This window comes from Actinokineospora pegani (assembly GCF_009745975.1).
Lineage (GTDB): Bacteria > Actinomycetota > Actinomycetes > Mycobacteriales > Pseudonocardiaceae > Actinokineospora > Actinokineospora pegani.
This window is the reverse complement of the sequence record NZ_WHOL01000109.1, coordinates 1-18,425: the sequence shown is the minus strand read 5'-3', so window position 1 is coordinate 18,425 and position 18,425 is coordinate 1. Positions and strand designations below refer to the sequence as shown.

17 protein-coding genes and 1 pseudogene are annotated in these 18,425 nt (G+C 65.0%); 5 read left to right on the top strand and 13 right to left on the bottom strand.

The features are described from left to right. Positions 1 to 92 precede the first annotated feature (92 nt). The gene (locus GCL84_RS21965; protein ID WP_156757424.1) at positions 93 to 4,550 is read left to right on the top strand and encodes a hypothetical protein; all 4,458 of its coding nucleotides are present in this window, start codon (positions 93 to 95) and stop codon (positions 4,548 to 4,550) included. Between the two features lie 512 nt (positions 4,551 to 5,062). Here the strand turns inward: GCL84_RS21965 and GCL84_RS21960 are convergent. From GCL84_RS21960 to GCL84_RS21910, 11 genes and pseudogenes are all read right to left on the bottom strand, one after another. Continuing rightward, the gene (locus GCL84_RS21960) at positions 5,063 to 5,803 is read right to left on the bottom strand and encodes a tyrosine-type recombinase/integrase (protein WP_156757423.1); all 741 of its coding nucleotides are present in this window, start codon (positions 5,801 to 5,803) and stop codon (positions 5,063 to 5,065) included. 32 nt (positions 5,804 to 5,835) lie between these two features. Continuing rightward, a complete protein-coding gene (locus GCL84_RS21955; protein WP_156757436.1) occupies positions 5,836 to 6,804 on the bottom strand; it encodes an IS30 family transposase in 969 nt (322 codons plus the stop codon). Positions 6,805 to 6,845: 41 nt separating this feature from the next. Beyond that, a complete protein-coding gene (locus GCL84_RS21950; RefSeq protein ID WP_156757422.1) occupies positions 6,846 to 7,307 on the bottom strand; it encodes a hypothetical protein in 462 nt (153 codons plus the stop codon). Beyond that, the gene (locus GCL84_RS21945; RefSeq protein WP_235926569.1) at positions 7,304 to 7,510 is read right to left on the bottom strand and encodes a helix-turn-helix transcriptional regulator; all 207 of its coding nucleotides are present in this window, start codon (positions 7,508 to 7,510) and stop codon (positions 7,304 to 7,306) included. Before GCL84_RS21945 ends, GCL84_RS21950 begins: the two co-directional genes overlap by 4 nt. 25 nt (positions 7,511 to 7,535) lie before the next feature. Beyond that, positions 7,536 to 9,045, bottom strand: a pseudogene (locus GCL84_RS21940) (replication initiator). 95 nt (positions 9,046 to 9,140) lie between these two features. Next, the gene (locus GCL84_RS21935; protein ID WP_156757420.1) at positions 9,141 to 10,607 is read right to left on the bottom strand and encodes an FtsK/SpoIIIE domain-containing protein; all 1,467 of its coding nucleotides are present in this window, start codon (positions 10,605 to 10,607) and stop codon (positions 9,141 to 9,143) included. A gap of 329 nt (positions 10,608 to 10,936) precedes the next feature. Continuing rightward, positions 10,937 to 11,548: a hypothetical protein gene (locus GCL84_RS21930; protein ID WP_156757419.1), complete on the bottom strand. Its 612-nt coding sequence runs from the start codon at positions 11,546 to 11,548 to the stop codon at positions 10,937 to 10,939. Continuing rightward, entirely contained in the window at positions 11,548 to 12,024 is a 477-nt protein-coding gene (locus tag GCL84_RS21925) for a hypothetical protein (RefSeq protein WP_156757418.1), read from the bottom strand. The genes GCL84_RS21930 and GCL84_RS21925 overlap by 1 nt, the downstream gene beginning before the upstream one ends. Further along, on the bottom strand, positions 12,021 to 12,350 hold the full coding sequence (locus tag GCL84_RS21920; protein ID WP_156757417.1) for a hypothetical protein: 330 nt from the start codon (positions 12,348 to 12,350) through the stop codon (positions 12,021 to 12,023). The genes GCL84_RS21925 and GCL84_RS21920 overlap by 4 nt, the downstream gene beginning before the upstream one ends. Next, positions 12,347 to 12,559: a hypothetical protein gene (locus GCL84_RS21915; protein WP_235926568.1), complete on the bottom strand. Its 213-nt coding sequence runs from the start codon at positions 12,557 to 12,559 to the stop codon at positions 12,347 to 12,349. The genes GCL84_RS21920 and GCL84_RS21915 overlap by 4 nt, the downstream gene beginning before the upstream one ends. After that, entirely contained in the window at positions 12,556 to 12,969 is a 414-nt protein-coding gene (locus tag GCL84_RS21910; RefSeq protein WP_156757416.1) for a hypothetical protein, read from the bottom strand. The genes GCL84_RS21915 and GCL84_RS21910 overlap by 4 nt, the downstream gene beginning before the upstream one ends. 150 nt (positions 12,970 to 13,119) lie before the next feature. On the opposite strand from GCL84_RS21910, the gene GCL84_RS21905 reads away from it, so the two are divergent. Both GCL84_RS21905 and GCL84_RS21900 read left to right on the top strand, forming a co-directional pair. Then, positions 13,120 to 13,863, top strand: a complete 744-nt coding sequence (locus tag GCL84_RS21905) for an XRE family transcriptional regulator (RefSeq protein ID WP_156757415.1) — start codon at positions 13,120 to 13,122, stop codon at positions 13,861 to 13,863. 7 nt (positions 13,864 to 13,870) lie between these two features. Then, positions 13,871 to 14,341: an NUDIX hydrolase gene (locus GCL84_RS21900; protein WP_156757414.1), complete on the top strand. Its 471-nt coding sequence runs from the start codon at positions 13,871 to 13,873 to the stop codon at positions 14,339 to 14,341. On the opposite strand, the gene GCL84_RS21895 is transcribed toward GCL84_RS21900, so the two are convergent. Continuing rightward, entirely contained in the window at positions 14,334 to 14,876 is a 543-nt protein-coding gene (locus tag GCL84_RS21895) for an HD domain-containing protein (protein WP_235926567.1), read from the bottom strand. The two genes, GCL84_RS21900 and GCL84_RS21895, sit on opposite strands and share 8 nt — an antisense overlap. Positions 14,877 to 15,395: 519 nt before the next feature. On the opposite strand from GCL84_RS21895, the gene GCL84_RS21890 reads away from it, so the two are divergent. After that, on the top strand, positions 15,396 to 15,647 hold the full coding sequence (locus GCL84_RS21890) for a hypothetical protein (RefSeq protein ID WP_156757413.1): 252 nt from the start codon (positions 15,396 to 15,398) through the stop codon (positions 15,645 to 15,647). Between the two features lie 54 nt (positions 15,648 to 15,701). Here the strand turns inward: GCL84_RS21890 and GCL84_RS21885 are convergent, their stop codons facing one another. Continuing rightward, complete coding sequence (locus GCL84_RS21885) at positions 15,702 to 17,174, bottom strand: hypothetical protein (protein WP_156757412.1); 1,473 nt, start codon at positions 17,172 to 17,174, stop codon at positions 15,702 to 15,704. Positions 17,175 to 17,576: 402 nt separating this feature from the next. Between GCL84_RS21885 and GCL84_RS21880 the strand changes: the two genes are divergently transcribed. Further along, the coding region (locus GCL84_RS21880; RefSeq protein WP_156754483.1) for a tyrosine-type recombinase/integrase at positions 17,577 to 18,425 on the top strand (849 nt) is incomplete at its 3' end.

The window sequence follows — 18,425 nt, the reverse complement described above, 5'->3', positions numbered from 1 at the left end:
GGTGATGGTGTGGTTGAGCGTGCATGGGCGAGGCGGTGGTGTCGCCCGGTGTGGGGTGTATCGAGGTGTCGTGCTGCTGCGATGGAGGGCGTATGGGTGAGGTTGCGAGGTTCAATGTGAGGGCGCAGCGCTGGCTGCGAGAGCGGCGCGTCGGTGATCAGGATGTGGCGACTTTCACAGTCGACCAGATGGGTTTGATGGTCGACCCGGGGTCGTCGGAGGTGGATGAGGGTTGGCGCCGGGCGGCGGACGCGGCCGGGCAGGGCGGTGGTTTTGTGGTTCTCGGGGAGCCGGGGGCGGGGAAGACGACCGAGCTTGAGGCCCTGATCCCCGAAGGCGAGCAGGATGAGCCGTCACCGGGCCAACCAGGAACTCTGCGACTGCGGGGACCGGATCTGATGTCGGTGGAGGTGGCGACCCGTCGGATTGAGCCGTACTTGGCGGCTCTGTCGACCGCTGGGTCGGAGGATGAGCCTCCCACTGCGGTGCGGATCGTCATTGACCAGCTCGACGAGTGCCCGTTCGTGGGCACCTTTCACGTCTGGCTGAAGGATCTACTGCGCGACAAGGACGTGCGTGGGCTCCGGATCTGGCTTGCGTGCCGGGTTGCGGACTACTCCGATCGCATCACAAGCGTGTTGGCCGAGCGCCTGTCCGGGTGTTTCGTCGGTGAGCTCGCTCCGCTGTCCAGTGCTGATGTCGCGACCTTGGTCGCCAGTGCAGGTTTGGACGCCGATGCCTTTCTCCGAGAGGTAGAGGCGACGAGCACCGGGGGACTGGCGGGGGTGCCGTTGACGCTGAAGATGCTCGCCTCGAGCTTCGCCGACGACGACGGGCACCTCAACAGCGATCCCAAGGAGCTGTTCAACTCCGGTGTTCGACTACTTGCCACCGAGCACGACCCAGACGGTGACAGGAAGCCTCCGCAGAGCACCCTTGAGCAGCGCTTGGCCGTAGCCGGACGGATCGCCGCCCATCTGGTGCTGAGCAACCGACAAGCGGTCGACATCCGCAACTCCGCCTCGCTGGTCGATCTGGCCGTGCCTCTCGGCGAACTCGTCGGTGCCCACGAGTGGGCGGGAGCAGGTGAGTTCGAGGTCACCACACCCATGGTCCAGGAAACTCTCAAGACCGGGCTGTTCACCCGCCAAAGCCACCAAGCCACGTTTGGACACTCGTCGCTGCGGGCTTTCCTCGCGGGCCGACACCTGGCCGACCGGGTTCGGGCTTCTCCGCCGATGCCTGCCCGGCAGCTTGAGGAACTGTTCCTCGTCACCGCACCCGACGACGATGCCACCGGTGTACCCGAGCACCTGCGCGAGACCGCTGCCTGGCTCGTGGCCCACGCACCCGGGCAGACCAGTTGGCTCGCTGCAGCTGATCCGGACGCGTTCTCCGCCCACAGCGCCTCCATCACCGACGCGGACGTCCGGCATCTGTTGGTCGAGGGCCTGCTCAATCGAGCCGAGCAGATCGAGATGTCCTCGCGCGTGTGGCAGAGCACGCGCTGGCGCCTCGACCACCCGGGACTTCCCGCGCAGATCGCCGCAGCCATCCAGAGCACCACCGGGGCCGACAGCACCCACTGGCCTACGCATGCCCGAACGCGGCTGGCCATTCGAATCGCCCGAGACTCAGCTCAGCCTGACACCGCGGACCCGCTTGCTCAGGTCGTCGAGGACAGCGCACGCCCCGTAGGACTGCGGTCCTCGGCCGCATCAGCCGCACTAGCAGTTGACCCCGATGAAGCGACCGCCGCACGGCTCCGTCAAGTCCTGCTGTCGATCCCCCCACCGACGGCCCCGTGGCAAAACGTTCAACCCGACGACCCCCTGGAACTGGCGGGAACCCTGCTCAACCTGCTCTGGCCACGGTACCTGACCTTCGATCAAGCTAAGCCCTACTTCCAACCGGTTGCCCGAGGCAACTACCTTGGAACGTTCCGCTTCTGGGTGAGCTCCTTCTCCACCCGGGCTCGCGACGCCGACCTCCACGCGATGCTCGACCTGGTCCAAGCGGTCATCCAGCACGCCGGCGCGACTGGGGACCTGCCCGCTGAACTCTCGGCCTTCCATGACTGGGACGACGACCACGAGATCAAACCCGAGCAAGCCCCACACCTCACCCGAGCCAGGATCGGCACGCTCAAGGACATAGCCGTTGCGGTCGCGGAGCGAGCACTGGCATCACCGCAGGCGATGAACCTGGCCGATCAAGTGGCCTCGACACTTCTGTGGTTTGTCGTCAAAGCAGAGCGACCGCCGCTGCCCGAGGCGATCATCCTCATCAACGAAGACGGCAGCGAACCCGACTCCGTGCGTGAACTACGGCTCAGACTCGCGGGGGCGATGCTCCACGCGGCTGAACACGCCCCTGCTTCACAACGTTCCGCGTGGATCCAACGCATCGCCGCAAGCTGGGGCAGATCCCTCGACACCTGGCGCGGCCACGAGGTGACGCCACCACGCCGAGGCCCGCGGGCCAGGCTCCTCGACCACAAGGACCTGCCGTGGCTGCATTCGCAGATCGAAACATTGGGAAGCCACACGAGCATCGCCCAGGTGTACCGCGAAGTTCTCCAGTGGTGTCAACCACCGGTCATGGGAGTCGAGCCCGATCTGCCTGAGCCCTGGAAAGACGCAGAAGCATTTCAACAGCAGCAACGGGATTTGCTTGACCGTGCAGTCGACGGTGACACCCAAGCCTTCTGGGTCCTTTACCACCGCCTCCACTACGACCCTTCCACCGGTCACCCCAAATCCCAGAACTCCTGGCTGTGGGAGGAACTGCTTGGGGCGACGTTGTGGCCACCAGCAACATACGTCGACAAGGTGACCGCAGCCTGCCAGGTCTACCTCACGAGCGAAGACGATCACCGAGCAGAGTGGCTGGGCAAAGGCGGAGATCGGCGTGCTGAAGCCGGCTTCGCCGCCCTCACTCACCTGCACACCCACGCCGACCACCTGCTCGACTCGTTGGACGAATCCACCTGGGCGAACTGGACGGGCGCGATCGTCTCGGAAGCAGGACGCTTCGAAGGACACGCCAACGACCCCGGGCAAGCCCTGGTCACACGGGCCGCCGCTCACGCAAGCGCAGCGTTGAACAAGAGCATCGACGGGTTCGTTCGCTCCCACCTCGCTCACAACGAGACCTCTCCGCTGCTGCCGCAACTGCCACCGACGTCTGCGCACGTCCTCACCCGGCTCGCAGAGGACTTGATCACCGACCTGACTACCCAGTCGACCACGCCGGACACGCCCTACACAGAGCCAGAAGGCGATGCACAATCGTTCCTCGCCCTACCAGCCAAAACAAATCGCAGCATTGGCATCGCGACACTGGCGGACCTGCTCTCCCAAGCTGTCACCCATAGCACCGCAGCAGAAGAACTAGCGAGGAAGGCCCTCCAGCACGAGCCCGGGCCAGAGGACGCCGTGCCCGTTCAGGTAGCCGCCGTGGCCGCCCGCTCCCTGCTGACCTCTGATCCCACCGGCAACTGGCCGGCGATCAAGACGCACATCGACCGCAACCCCGAGTTCGGCAGAGCAATCATCAACTTCCTTCGCAACCGCAGCACACCCGCTATCACTGCCAAACTCGACGAGCCGACACTCGCGGCGGTCTACCGTTGGCTCATCTCCATCTTCCCTGCGGACAAACCAATCCCCCAGTCTGGATTCGTCGTTCACACCGCCGCGTACGAAGCACATGACTGGCGCGGCTCCATCGCAGCCGCGCTCGCCGCATACGGCACCGACGACGCCCTCTCCCAACTCAGAGCCCTCGTCACAGACTTCCCCGATGAATTCCACCTCAACACAGCGCTCCAAGACGCACGCCGCCAAGCCCACATCCGTCACAGCGCCCGACTGTCGCCAGATCACGTCAACGCCCTGCTCTCAGACAGCACCCGACGCATCGTCAACGACACAGCACAACTCGCCCAAGTCCTCATCGACACCCTCAACGACATCCAACTCGACCTGCACACCCACTACAACCTGCTCTGGGACGGCCAGCCCATACCCAAGAGCAGAGGTCGATACGACTGGCGACCCAAAACCGAAGGGCAGATCGGCGCCTACCTCACCCACGAACTCACCCTGCGCCTGGCCCAACGCGGCACCATAGTCAACCGCGAAGTCGTCATTCGCCCCACCGACCAAGGCGACTCCGGCGAACGCCCTGACATCAAAATTGACGTCATCGGCAAACCGCTCGCCCGCAGCCACGGCGAACACCTGACCATTCCCATCGAACTCAAAGGGCCCTGGCACAGGGATGTCCTCACGTCACAGGAGGAACAACTCGCCGACCAGTACATGACCGACACCCGAACCGCCGACGGCATCTACATCGTCGCCTGGTACCGACTCGACCACTGGACAGCAAAAGACTCTCGCAGACCGATAGCCAGCAAGCATGTGTCCGCCCAAGACCTCAAGTCCAAACTACACGCGCAAGCCACTCAGATCGCCGCCAAGCACAAAGGCAGGACCCATCCCTTTGTCATCGAGATCGAAGTATCAGCACCACGCCCGAAATAAACGATGCCGAGCGATCAGGTGCGTCCAGCCACGCGAGGTAGCGCATCTACGGTGCTGGTTTGCTGAGTCAATGGGGTCGACCAATTTCCCTCGCATAGAAACTTGACAACGGTTCGCCCTCAGAGCCGCCGAGTGTACTGCCGTCGTGCTCCCGCAGGGATCTCGCAGCTCACATTGCCATTGTTTGCCCAAGTATAAGGATCTTCGCCACGCATGGTAACCACCTTGAAACGATCTTAAAGGCAATGATCGACTCGGGCGAATGCCGTGCATCTTTTACCTGGTGTGGTACGCTGGTAAGCGACCAGGGAAAATACGGTCCGAGAACAGCGCTTGCGAAGGTAATACTGGGGGTCAAGGGGTCGCAGGTTCGAATCCTGTCAGCCCGACGGTCGTTGAGAGCCCTCTGAGTCGGACAAAAGTCCAGCTCAGAGGGCTCTTTGCTGTTTTGTGGACGATCATGTCCGTGGTCAACTCCTGACACCGTTGGGGACCAAACGGGGACCAACCGGCTAGACGGCCCTCAGCTTGGGTCCCCGCGGTGCGTGCAGGTGGGCGGAGAGCATCGTCCCGGCATCATCGATCGACTGACGGTCCGGGTGTAGGTACCGCTGAGTCGTCGTGATCGACCCGTGCCCCGCGATCTTCTGCAAGACGTGGACCGGCACCCCGGCATCAGCCATCCACGTGAGCCCGGTGTGCCGCAGGTCGTGACGCCGCAAATGATCGAACCCGAACCGCGCCACCACCTCATCCCAATGAGTCGCGTCCCGGAAGACGGCCGTGGTGATCCGGCCGCCCCGAGGCCCAGTAAACAAGCGGGCTTCCGGGTCTCGATCGACATTCGCGATGCGCTGTTGGATCAGTTCACGGATTTCGGCGATCAACGGCACCTCGCGAGCCCTCCGCCCCTTGGTGCCCTTGTCGACCAGCCCACCGGGTGCGGTCGTCGTCTGCCTGCGAACCGTCCAGATCCAATTCCGGGTGTCGATGTCTTTCACCCGGCACCCGGAGACCTCTCCGATCCGCGCGGCCGTGCACGCGGCGAACAACACCACGTGGCCCCATCCCTGGTAACCGTCCGCAGATCGCGTCATCAACGCCTCGGCCAAGCGGTTCAACGTCTCCCAGTTTGGTATGGCCAACTCCCGCGGATTCTCCAGCTCATCCTCGGCACGCTTGTACTCACGCTGCCAACCGCGGACCTCAGCCGGATTCCGGTCAACCAGGCCGTCGCGCTTCGCCTGCTCCATCACGCGCACCAGAGCGGCAAGGGAGGGCGAGTTCAGGCGGTGGAAGCATCTGTTTCGAGGAGTTCGGTGAATACCTCGCTGGGCTTCTTCCAGTCGTGGAGTTTACGGGGTCGGTCGTTGATCTCCGCGGCGATCGCTGCCAGGTAGGTGGGGTCGCTGGTGATCTCCACACCTTTGGGCAGGTATTCCCGCACGATCCGGTTGAGGTTCTCGTTGCTGCCGCGTTCCCACGGTGAGTGCGGGTGGGCGAAGAACACCGGCAGCCCGGTCGCCGTGACATCCTTGTGCAGAGCCATTTCCGACCCGCAGTCCCACGTCAACGACCGCTTCACTGTGGCCGGGAGATCGCCGACGGCGGCGATGATCGCCTGGGTCACCGTCAACGAGTCCCGCCCGGTCAACGGGACCAGGATCAAGAACCTGCTCGTGCGCTCGACCAGGGTCACCACCGCGCTCTTGCCGCCCTTGCCGATCACCAGATCCCCCTCCCAGTGACCAGGCACAGCACGCCCCTGCACCTCGTCAGGGCGCTCATCGAGGTAACGGGGCTCCCGAATCCTCGGCGCCGGAGCCGAACGCGGACCGGTCCGCTTGCTCCGGCCGGTGCGCAACGCGATCAACTCCCGGCGCAGCGTCGCGACCGGCTGGGCATACACCCACTGATAGATCGCCTCGTGACTCACCCGGCAAGGGTCCCCGGCCCGATGCTGCCGTGCCAACCGGCCCGCGATCGAGGCAGGTGACCAGCCCAGACGCAACAACGACCACACCCGCGCCCGCGTCCGGGCCGACCGGTCCACCGCCATTACCTTCGGCCGGGAACGGGCCACCGTCGCCACGGTGTCAGCCGCCACCGCCCGATACCCGCCCCGACCACCATGACGGCCCACCTCACGCGAGACGACCGACGGATCACGACCGATCCGCACGGCGATGACCTTGAACTCCAACAACTCCACCAAGCCCCGGGAGATCTCCTCCCAATCAGCCAACGTCAACATCCTGCGCACGACAGGGAATCCTTCCCCACCGAACACCAAGATCACATGCTACGACCGCCTGAACCTGCCGAGTTCTTCACGGTGGACCGCCCGCACTCGTCGGCAATCCACCCATACACAGCACGGTCAATGGCACCGTTGGACACCATCGACACCGGGATGTGCCCCAGGGTCGGCACCACGCGAAGCCGCCACCCGGCCCCGTAAGGAACCGTGGTCTTGGCCTCAAGGCCGCGCATGGCGAGTTCCATGTTCGCGTCGCCGTAGTCGGCCAGGCTCATGACCGCAGTTCGAGGGTTCAACCCCCGCGCCGCCGCCTGCATGTCCCGAATCCACGCGTCCGCCTCCTCCCGAGTGGCGAAAGACTCCGAGACCGAGTCCCGTTTTCGGGTCGCCGGTTCGGTCCACCGGATCCGAGCACGGAAGGGCGAAGGCCGGTTTGCCCGGTACTCGATGTCCGGGTTCAGCTTGACGCCGATGGGCAACTGCGCCTTGTCCGTCATGCCGCCATCTCCCCGGGGTCGGTGCGCCGCGACCACAGCCAAGCCTCAACATCGGCAGCCGCGTAGACCACTACTCGGTCCGAGACGCGCACGAAGGCAGGCCCGTAAAAGGGCTCCAACGTGCGCCACCTCCGCACCGTTGAGGCATCCACGTGCAGCAACCGAGCTAGCTGCTCAGTGGTGTACCAACGTCCGTCGATCATTTGGTTCATCATCTGTTCCCCCTGGTCAGGCCGCTATCGGCGGAGTTGCTGAAAGAGTTGGGTCGGGTGGTTGGGCTGCGAGTAGGGCGCGTTCGTACTCGGCCCGCCAGGTGATGCGTTCGGAGATCGCGTGCATGAGCAGGTGCGCTCTGGGTGGGGCGTTGGTGTCGCCGGGGGAGAGTTTTCGCCAGGTGAGCCGGGTGGGGTCTTGCCGCGGCTTGTTGATCCCGACAGCGGCGAGCATGGTGCGGACGAACTCACCGCGTTCGGCTTTGTGTTCGGCGACTGCTTTGCCTGACCACTTCCGGGAGACCAGGACCCGGCGGCCGGGAAGCCCGAGGGTGGTTCGACGGTGTGCGCGCCCTTTGCAGTGCCCGGGGGTGAGCTTGTTCGTGGCGCCCTTGGGGTTGGACCCCGTGGAGCGGCCAGACCGCGCAGCGGGGTGAGCATGGGGTGAGTTGAAGCTCCGCGTGCAACCGGTCGTGGTGCGCGTGTTGAGCCTGGGTGGTGGCCTCGACCACCTCACCGGTCGACTTGGTCAAGTACTTGGTGAGGTAGCCGATGTGCCGCCCGGCCTCCTCTGTGCCGCCGAGGATGCCCTTGGAGTGCACTTGCGCTCCGAAGGTCGACACGTGGGCGGGAACCTCGACCTGGTCGACCGCGTCCGCCCAGGTGGTGAGGGCTGTGCGGCTGTCGGGGTCGACGAACGCCCGCTGGTCCGGGTCCCAGACGGGGAGTCGGTAGCCGCCGTACTCGGGTTCGTCGTGGGGTGGCCACCAGACTTGGAGGTAGGTCGCGGCGGTGACCTGTCGGATGATCTCGTGCGGGACGCTGCCCCGGATGGCCGCGTGTAGGTGCGGGGCGGTGCGCTTCTGCGGTTCGACGGTGGCGAAGTACTGCACATCCCACCCCACTGCGCGGCGGAGGTTCTGCCACCACCGGTCGACCAGGGACGCGAAGTGGACCGCGTCGCGTGCTGCCCGCCGGTAGTCGTAGGTGGCGGGGTTGACCGGTGACCCGTCCCCGCGGACTGGGCCGTAGGTGTCGCAGGTCAGGGTGATGAACATCGAGGGCCGGAACCCTCCTGCGTACTCGCGGCCGACCGTGCGTTCTGCGACCTTGAGCCGCGGAAGGTTCGGCGCGTCCTGGCGCCGCCGGGTGGACCGGGTCGGGGGCTTCTTGGGTGCCCCGTCTGGGTTGGGCAACCGGCCCCGGACACCGGAGGCGTGCAGTTCCTCATCCACCGACCGGATCTCATCGCGGAGTTCGTCGGCGTGTCCGGCCTCGCCCGCGTCGACAGCGGCCCGGTAGGCGCTGACCAGGTCGGCCCGGAACTCCATTATGGATTGTTGTTCGTCGGTGGGCTTGGCCCGGCGGTCGATGGGTTCTGATGTCATGTGTCAGCCCTCGCGGCACTGGACCATCCGCAACGCCTTGGCCTTCTTGGCGCACGGCCCGCACACGGATTCCACTGTGGAGCCACAAGGGACGCCGATGTACCGCACGGCGCCGGTGGTGTTATCGGTGACCTCCATCGTGAACGGCCGGACACACACCCCGTGCTGCTCCGCCGCCGCTGTGATCACGTCCGCGGAGAGTGGGCCGCGGAGCTTGATCACTGGTATGTCGTTCATGCCGCCTCCTTCTCCGAGGTGGTGCGGTCGGGGAACGGGACGATGGCCGCGGAGGTCCCGGTGACGTAGTGGCGCAGCTCGACGAGATTGGTGTCGGTCGGGTAGAAGGCCCGCACCCTGACCGGTTCGCGTTGCCCGTCTTCCTTGACCCACCCGACGCCGGGGGTGTGCTCGCTGATCTCATGCGCTGTCGCACCCCTGGCCCGGACACCGTCGCCCAAGACCATGTCAACTTGGGTCGCCTCATCCAGGCGCAGGGCGGTGCGGGTGGTGAACAGGTTCCGGAACGGCACGATCTCCTTGCGCGGGTCCTGCACCAACGCCAACACCCCGAACCCCGGCGCCCGACCCTGCGAGGTGATCGTCTGCAACGCCAGTTGCGCCCGCTCCCGCAACTTCCGGTCCGGCTGGTAGGCGATCAGGTCCGCCAGCTCATCGACGACCAGGAGCGTGAACGGTTCCCCGGTGTCCCGTGACCACCACCGCCGGACTCCCCGGTAGCGTCCCGCCCGCTCCCGCACCTGCCCGGCGACCTTTTCCAGCAGCTCGACCGCGTCGGGGCCGTTGTCGTAGACCACCTGCGAGAACAGCTCGGGAGCCTGTCCGAGTTCCATCCCGCCCTTGGGGTCGATCCCCACGACCCGCACGGCCCCGGTGCGGATCAACGGGGCGATCGCCCACAGCACCGACCACAGGACAGACCCTTTGCCCGCGCCCTGGACCCCGACGATGAGGTGTTGCCCGCCGAGCAGGCGCAGCCGCCAGGGCTTACCGGTCTCGGTGACGCCCACGGTCACCCGCTTGAGGTCCACCGCGGCTTCCTCGCTCATCCCGGGCACCGGCACGACGTTGACCAGGGGATCGGAGTGCACCAGGTCGAGCGCGAGCGTGCCGGGGGACAGGACCCGGACCCGGCAGGAGCGGGCACCGAAGGCGTGCGCCAACCCGGAGGCCCGCGCCTCCCACTGCTCCGGGGCTTGACCCTTAACCATCCGGACCCGGACCGTGTCGCGCCACCAGTCCGACCGGGTCCGCCTCAACCGAGGCAGGTACTCCCGCCCCCGCGCGGTCCCGTCGAGGGAGCACAGCCGCATCACCGTGCGCCACTGCCCCGCGTAGACACCCGCCCGCCTGGCCTCCGTCCGCACCCAGCGAACCCGCTGCCGGAACCCATCGGTGTCCCGCCACCACCACACACCGCCGCCCAAGACCACGCCGAGGGCCAGGCCGCCGAGCAACCACCACCCACCGACCCGGTAGACCACGGCCGCCACCAGGGCGCCGAGCACGGTCACCGGGTAGTACCAAGCGAACCGGGCCGCCTTGCCCACCAGCCACACCGCGACGACCACCAGGGCGAGCGGGGCTAGGACGAGTTTCGCTCCGCCGGGCAGCAGCGTCCACCACGGAAGCCGGGGCCGGGCGACTTCCAGCGGTGCGGGGTCAACCCATCGGGAACCCATCACCGACCACCCCCACCCGGGGCGAAATCGAGCGCCAACATCCCCGCACAGGAGGCGCACACCGTCTCCCCGGGCAGTAGCCGGGCGAACCTGTGGCACCGCCCGCATCGGGGTGTGTCCGTTTCAGCGTGCGTACGGGTGACCCGGGTTGACCGGACCCCGTGTTGTTCTTCTACAGTTGCCATCGTCTGCTCCCGCGAGTGGACGGGCACAGAAGCGGTGGCCGCCAAACCATCCCGCTTCTGTGCCCTTGTTCCTGTTACACCCCAACAAGGGTGTGCGTCATCGCCACACGACCCACCGTGTGTCTATAAAGGATCGAACTGGGTTCAGTTGACGATGACCGCGTCCCTGAACTCCCGCACCAGGTGCGTCGCGAGCACCCACCGCAGGTCCGCCCCGAAGTCGATCGGCCCCGACTTGCCGGGCGCCACCCCCTCTCCGGTGGGGACGTATCGGGTGCCGTGCACCCCGGTGACGGGCATCGTGTTCACCCGCACCAACGCGTGACTACGACGCAACGCCGGGCACCGCTGCCGCGACACCTCCACACACGGGGCGCAGATCGGGGGTTCGGTCACCCCCATCCGGTTCGGCCACCCCACCCAGTCATCGCGGTGGTCTTGGAGCATCCACAACACCCCGTCGGTGTTGCGGTCGGCGGGCTGGGCGCACACCTGGCACAACAGCTTGTCCATCGCGTGCCGCTGCCGCCCGGGGTGTACCGCCCCGAACATGGGTTTGCCCTTGCCGTACGCCAGCTTGAACCGGTCCCAGAGGAACCCCCGCCGGTCCCGGTCGGAGGGCCGCTCATCAGCGAACGCGATGCCCGCACCCGTGGACCGGGGAACCACCCGCCGCCGGGGCCTGGCCTCCGAGGACCACGCCGTCACATACGGCACGTAGGGCACCAGCTCCGAGGGCACCCGAAGGTTCACCATCAGTCCTCACCGCCAACGGCACCGAGGTCTACGACGGCCGCCGGAAAGACGCTGTCCGGCTCCCACTGGTCGTTAGCCAGCGCTCGCACGATCAGCGGCCCGAGAACTATGCTGTGTCCCGCAGGCAGCGACGGCAGCAGGCCCGGGAACCACGGCACCGCGCCGACCGCGAGCAGTCGTACCTCATCGGCGGTGGCGCCGCGCAGTTCCAGGAACAGCGTGCCCCCGTCTGACGATCGCCGGGCGGACAACTTCCCGTCCTCGACGGACTCGAACCAGGTCAGTATCGCCGCGCAGACCTGAGACAGGTTCTCGCCCGGCAGTCCGATCCGCACCGCCTCCCGCTGCGCCGTCCGGATCGACACCGAGGCGGGTTGAGCCACCACGTGCCGGAACCGCGTCAGGTGTTCGTGCAGCGCCGCCACCAGCTCTGACGCCGTTCGCAGGACGTCAGCCGTCACCATCTCCGCGCTCATCGGGCACCGCCAGGACGCTCGGCGAGGTAGGTCGCGAAGGCCCGCCACTGCTCGGCCTGCTCATCGAACGTCTCAGCTGCGGACCGCACGGCCGTGACACCCCACCACGGCAGGCCCGCCACGTCCGAGATGGCCCGCCAGGCCGCAGCCACCGACGCGGACGCCTCAGCGATCACCCGGGCCTCACCGGGTCCGGATGCCTGGAGGGCGACCGTGCGGACGTATTGGTTGTAGGCGTCCTCCCACCGCAAGGACAGGTGATCGGGGACGAAACCACCCGGGCAGGGGAGCGACCCCGTGTGCCGGTCGGCCGCGTTCGCGCTCATACCTGCCTCCCCGCGTTCACGAGCTGCTGTTTGCCGTCCTTGATGGCCTCGCAGAGCCGGTCCAGGCACGTCCCGTCGACCACGAGCGCGACCGGGAACGCCTTGCCGAACCGCAGTTCGACCCGGTCGGCGAACGGTTGTGCCGTGGCCCGCACCGGCAGGTCAGCGGTGACGTTGATGGTGACCATGTCGCGCATCCCGGCGCTCACGCGGCGGGCTTCTGCTCAACCGCGGACTTGGCCCCACGCGAGGGTGCGCGCATCCCGGTCGCCCGGAAGCTGTGCGCGATCCGCCCCTTCTGGTTCGCGTACGGGGTGATGGTCATGCCCTCGAACTCCACCGCCGCGAACGGGAACCCGCCTGCCTTCACCGGCGGAACCGGCTGGTGGTCGGCGGTCACCTTGACCTTGAACTCGGCCCCGAACCGGGCCACCTCCTCGTTCGCGTCCAGCGCCCGCACGGTCCAGACGAGCTGACCGGTCTCCTTGTCGCGCTCCTGCTGCTTCGGCGCGGCCGGGTTGTCGGAGAACGCCATCGACGGCTCCACACCCAGCACGAACGCCCCGAGGGGAAACACGTCCCCGAATTCGACCGCGAAACGGGTCGGGATGACTGGCATCGCTGTTCCTCCTGGTCACGGCCCCGGGTCACTCCGGGGCGTGTTACCAATGTCGGCGAAACAGCAGGACGCGCACACCACACAGCGGGACATCTCAGGACGTCCTGAGTACGCTTGAGACGTCCCTAGACGTGATCAACCGGGGGTAACGTGCCCAACGAGCGCCTACGAGACGCCCTCCTGCGCAACGGGCTGGGCCTCGACCACGTCGCCCGCGCCACCAGCGTCGACCCCAAGACCGTCGAACGGTGGATCACCCAGGCCCGCACGCCCTACCCGCGGCACCGCCACACCATCGCCGCGATGGTCCGCGAGACCGAGAACTACCTGTGGCCCGACGCCGTCGCACCGGCCCGAAAAGCCGAGATCGGCACCTCGGAGATCATCAAGGTCTACCCCCACCGCCACGCCGTCCCGGCCGAAGTCTGGGAACACCTGATGAGCGCAGCGAGCCGCCACATCGAGATCCTCGTCTACGCGGGCATGTTCCTCACCGACAACCCCAAGCTCACCCAAACCCTCCGCGCCAAAGCCGAAGCGGGAGCCAACATCCGCATAGCACTAGGCGATCCCAACGGCCGCGAAGTCGCCAAACGAAGCACAGAAGAGGGCATCGGCAAGGACACCCTCGCCGCCAAAGTCCGCAACACCCTGGCCGTTTTCAAGCCGCTGGCCGATATCCCCAACCTCGCCATCCGCTCCCACAACACCACCCTCTACAACAGCGTCTACCGCTTCGACGACGACATGTTGGTCAACACCCACGTCTACGGGTTCATGGCCGCCCACGCCCCCGTCCTCCACCTCCGCCGCCTCACCGGAGGCGACCTCTTCGAGACCTACTCCGAAAGCTTCGACACCGTCTGGAACACCGCCAAACCCCCGAAATGGTGACCCCAACATGGCCCGCACCGACTACCTCAACGACCCCAACGCCCCGCAACCCAACTCCATCGTCGTCGCCGTCACCGCCTACATCGAGAACAACGACGGCCACATCCTCCTCATCCGCCGAACCGACAACGACCTCTACGCCATCCCCGGCGGCGGCCTCGAACTAGGCGAAACCCTCTCCCAAACCGTCATCCGCGAAGTAAAAGAAGAAACCGGCATCGACGTCGAGGTTACCGCACTCGTCGGCGCATACAGCGACCCCAACCACGTCATCGCCTTCACGGACGGCGAGGTTCGCCAAGAGTTCTCCCTCTGCTTCCGCGCCACCCCTCTTGGCGGGGAACTGCGGACCAGCAACGAAAGCAAAGAAGTCCTCTGGGTCGATCCGGCTGCCTTGGACAGTCTCAACATCCACCCCAGCATCCGCTTCCGCATCACCCACGCCCGCGAAGACCGCGCCACGCCCTACTTCACCTGAGACCAGCCAACCGGGTCTCGGTCCGCTCCACCGCACCCCGCAACTCAGGTCCTGCGGCCCGAATGAACCGGCTCACCAGATCCTCCGGCCCGTACCGCGCCTGAATCTCAGCAACCCTCTCCTTGAACGTCACCACCTCACCATCCGGCGACGTCGTCATATCCGCCCACCACAACGCATCCCGCAACTCCGACCGCTCATCGGTCCACTGACTCAACTCCGACCCCAATCCCCGGAGATCAGCCTCAAGACGAGCGCACGAATGATGCGCCACAAGGTCGCACAACCGGGCTGGATAGCCGCGTTCGGCGAGGAACCTGGCCCCATCCAGCGGGTGAAATCCCGTCTCACGCGCCGAATCGCAATACCCCACGTCATGAACCAAGGCAGTCACGACCAACAACCGCCCATCCTCAGCAGAGAACAGGGGCGCCGCGGCTTCAGCACGCCTGCACGCTCCTTGCAGGTGACTGAACCGCCGAGGCTGACTCTCCGCCAACTCGGCCCGCACCAACTCCCTCGCCTGGTCGAGCACCACACCTCCATCATCGACGGCTCCCACCGACGATATCCGGCCCAGCCCATTTCGACCCGCCAGCGGTTTCCTGCCGAACTTGCCTCTAGGGGATCAAGGCCGCGCCGCCTGCGCGGCGCGGCGCCGTTGGCCTGTCTCGTTGCCAGCGTGGACCAGATCCATCGCGCCACGGTGCGGGCTCCCGCTCCGCTCCGCCCGCGCGGGCGCGCGGCACGGCCCAGGCATGGGGTAGGGGAGGCGCCGCACCACGCAGGCGGCACGGGGGGAGCCATGGCAGCCAGCGGCAGCAGCTCATGAGGGTCACCGCGGAGCGCGTAAGGGGTTCTCCGCCTCGCAATCATCTGACGCTGGGAGGGGCCTATCAAGGGCGCCCGATGGGCGTCGCTGACGCGATGAGGCGGAGCCTCACCCTTGACAGGCCCCTCCCCAGCGTCAGAAGCGGCCAGTGCGAAGAAGCGGGGTGGACCGAGCCCCGGGTGACCAGTTCGCACCGGTCGACTCAGCCAGGAGGTACCTCGGATGCGCGGCAGCCGTCGGGAGTCCGGACTCAACCAGCTCAGCCTGTGGAGCACCTACGCCCTCCACGAACGCGCCACCTACCAGGAGCCCACCGCGGCCAAGCCCGCCCACAAGCGCAAGCCACGGCCCGCCCCACGCAAGGTCACCGACACCACCCTCACGACCACCCGCCAACCGACGACGAGGGCCAGGAGCACGCGCAGGACAGCCCCCGAGACCCGGTGTCGCACGGGTGCCCGAAGGCCGTCCTGAGTAGGAGACTGACAGCAGAAGAAATAGGCAGACAGTACGAAAGAATCTAAATGGTCAGTCTGTCGTCCACTCCATGCTTCGCGCATAGTTCCGCAACTTGTTCAGTATATACGTCGCGGCGTCCGACCTATTTGCAGGGCGTAGAAAGTCGCCAGCACGCCACGCGAATTCTACACAATGTACAAGTCGTTCGTTTTCGAAAGAGACGTCAGGAATAATTGGTGCGAATTCAATCTTTTTTTCAGCCTTAACATCGAATTTTTCCCGTACAGTCTCGAGCGACGAATGCAGTCCAACAGCAAGCGATTTGTTGAGCTGTTTATCGCGGCCGTTTCTAATATAACCGCTTTCAACAAGGAGGCCAAATGCAATACGAGAGTTTTCTCCTGGATTTCCACGCGTCTCGTAAGACGACCTTCGTTCCCCCAACAAATGGCGACCTATATCACTTCTACTAGAGATGTCTTGCAGTTCGGCTGGAGATTTCCTGGACGTGCCGAGCGCAATCAGATCTTTAATTAAATCTTCTTGGCCATGCATTCGCAGGATTGGGACAAACAAGGCTGGGGGAATAACGAAAGCGTGAGCGTCGAGTTGCACAATAGCTTGAGTTAGCAGGCCGCGCCGTTGCGACCACCATCGTCCCAATTCGCTATTCGATGTCACGTGCACTAGCGCGCTTGCATCGAGTAGACCAAAACGAGCAGAGGACGTAAGTTGCGATAGAACTCCTGGCTCTGAAGATTCTGAAGCAAAGAGCACCGTAAGTTGAAGTGGTTTCTTGGTGCTTCGAAGCAAGTCCATCCGGCGCCGCAGAAAGTCCCTCGCAACAGCTCGAAGGAATTCGCCGATCGAAGTATATTCTGCTGGATCGTAATCCGCCGGATTGGCAAGCAGTTCAATCGAGTCGACATTGTTTGCGAGAGTTACCGTATTTCTTGCTATTTCAACCCATGTAGATCTGGCAGGCCCTTCGACAGTGAGTGGAAGCTCGATCGGAGCCGTTCCAGCAATCGCCGAATATGCTCCCGCCATAGACTTTGCGATATTTTCATCAGTCGTCGGCCAGAACATCATTACCCGTCGACCAATATCGTCTCTGAGAAATCTCTTGATATCCGCCATTTCTCGAGCGTCCGCAGGAGCAGCTTCGCGGCTATCGATATTAACCGGTATAACCCGTTCATCGTTGGCCGGGTTATTGTCCCGATTGTGATCATTTACGGCCGCCCGCAATGCCGCCGTGGTCAAAGCGCCATCGTATGTCAGAGTTGAGCCGAACAACTCGCGATGAAAAGTAGAAACATTCGAAGCGAGCGTGGTTTTTCCTGTGCCCGATGGTGCGTAAAGAGGACACAGCAACCCGCTATCGCTGTACTTTACGGAGTAAGCGGCTTCTTCAAGCGCATCAGTGGTCGCAGAGGCTGGAGGGACAAGGATGCGGACCACTTGTTCGCCCAGGTGGCGAACAAGCTGCTCATACCTGTCTGGGAACACAAGCTCTCTGAGCAGGTGCTCGTGCTGCATCCGTAACCTCCATCGAATCTGGTCGCAACCAGCCTCCCACACCTACGCCAGATGACCCGTATCCCCTCCTACCTCGGAGATTCGTGTCGGTTGCTCACGACTTTGAAACGCGAACAGTCGTCGGCTTTCTGGGGACCAGGTGGGGACCACACGTCATGCACAGGTGTGCACAGCCGACCCGCGCAACAACATTGCGGCCAGACACGAACCGCCTCTGAAGTGCATGTATGTCCACCAGACAGACCTGGGGGTCAAGGGGTCGCAGGTTCGAATCCTGTCAGCCCGACGGTCAGAGGAGTCTTCGCAGGTGAGAGCCTGTGAAGGCTCCTCTTTTCTGTGCTTGGGCCGTGCTCCCACACCGAGCACAGCGCTCGGTGCCACCTTGACCCTGAGGTAGAGCACATGTCCTACGAGCCCGAGCCCCCACTGCCCACCAACCCCACATGGTCACGGTACGTGATCGCCTGGGACCGGTCGCTGCGGAGCAACAACAAGCCCAAGTCCACCCGCTACAACTACGAACTCGGCGTCGTGCAGCTGGCGAACTTCTATCACTGGCTGTCCCAGGGCGCACCGCTCGACGAACACACCGGTGAGGCCCACCGCGAATGGGCCGAGGACTGGGAATCGCGGTTCACCGGCATCGACATCGCCGCAGCCGCTGAGGACCCGTGTGCGGTGACCAAGGAACACATCCAGGAGTACATCTACTGGATGATCTCCACCCGGTCGGACTCGACCGCGGTGAACAAGTTCAAGGTCACCAAGCAGTTCTTCCGCTTCCTCGAAGAGGACGATGAGATCGAGTTTTCTCCGTTCACCAAGCTGACCCTGCCGAAGAAGGGGCAGAAGCTCACCCCGATCCTGACCGATGACCAGATCGAGGCATTGCTGGCCCAGTGCACCGGTAAGGATTTCCGGTCACTGCGCAACCGGGCCTTAGTGGAGTCGTTCCTGGACACTGCCCTGCGTTGCGCGGAGATGACCTCTCTAGACACCGCAACCGTCGACCTGCGCCTGGACCGGATCAAAGTCCACGGCAAGGGGGCCAAGGAGCGCATCGTGACCTTCGGCGACCGCACCGGCCGCACCCTGTCCAAGTACGACCGGGCCCGGTCGAAGAAACCCGGGGCCGCCCTGCCGCACTTCTGGTTGGACGAGACCGGCCGCAAGCCCTTGACGATCGCCGGGGTCAAGAGCATGGTCCACCGCCTCGGCGACGCCGCGGGCATCCCGAGCCTCTACCCGCAC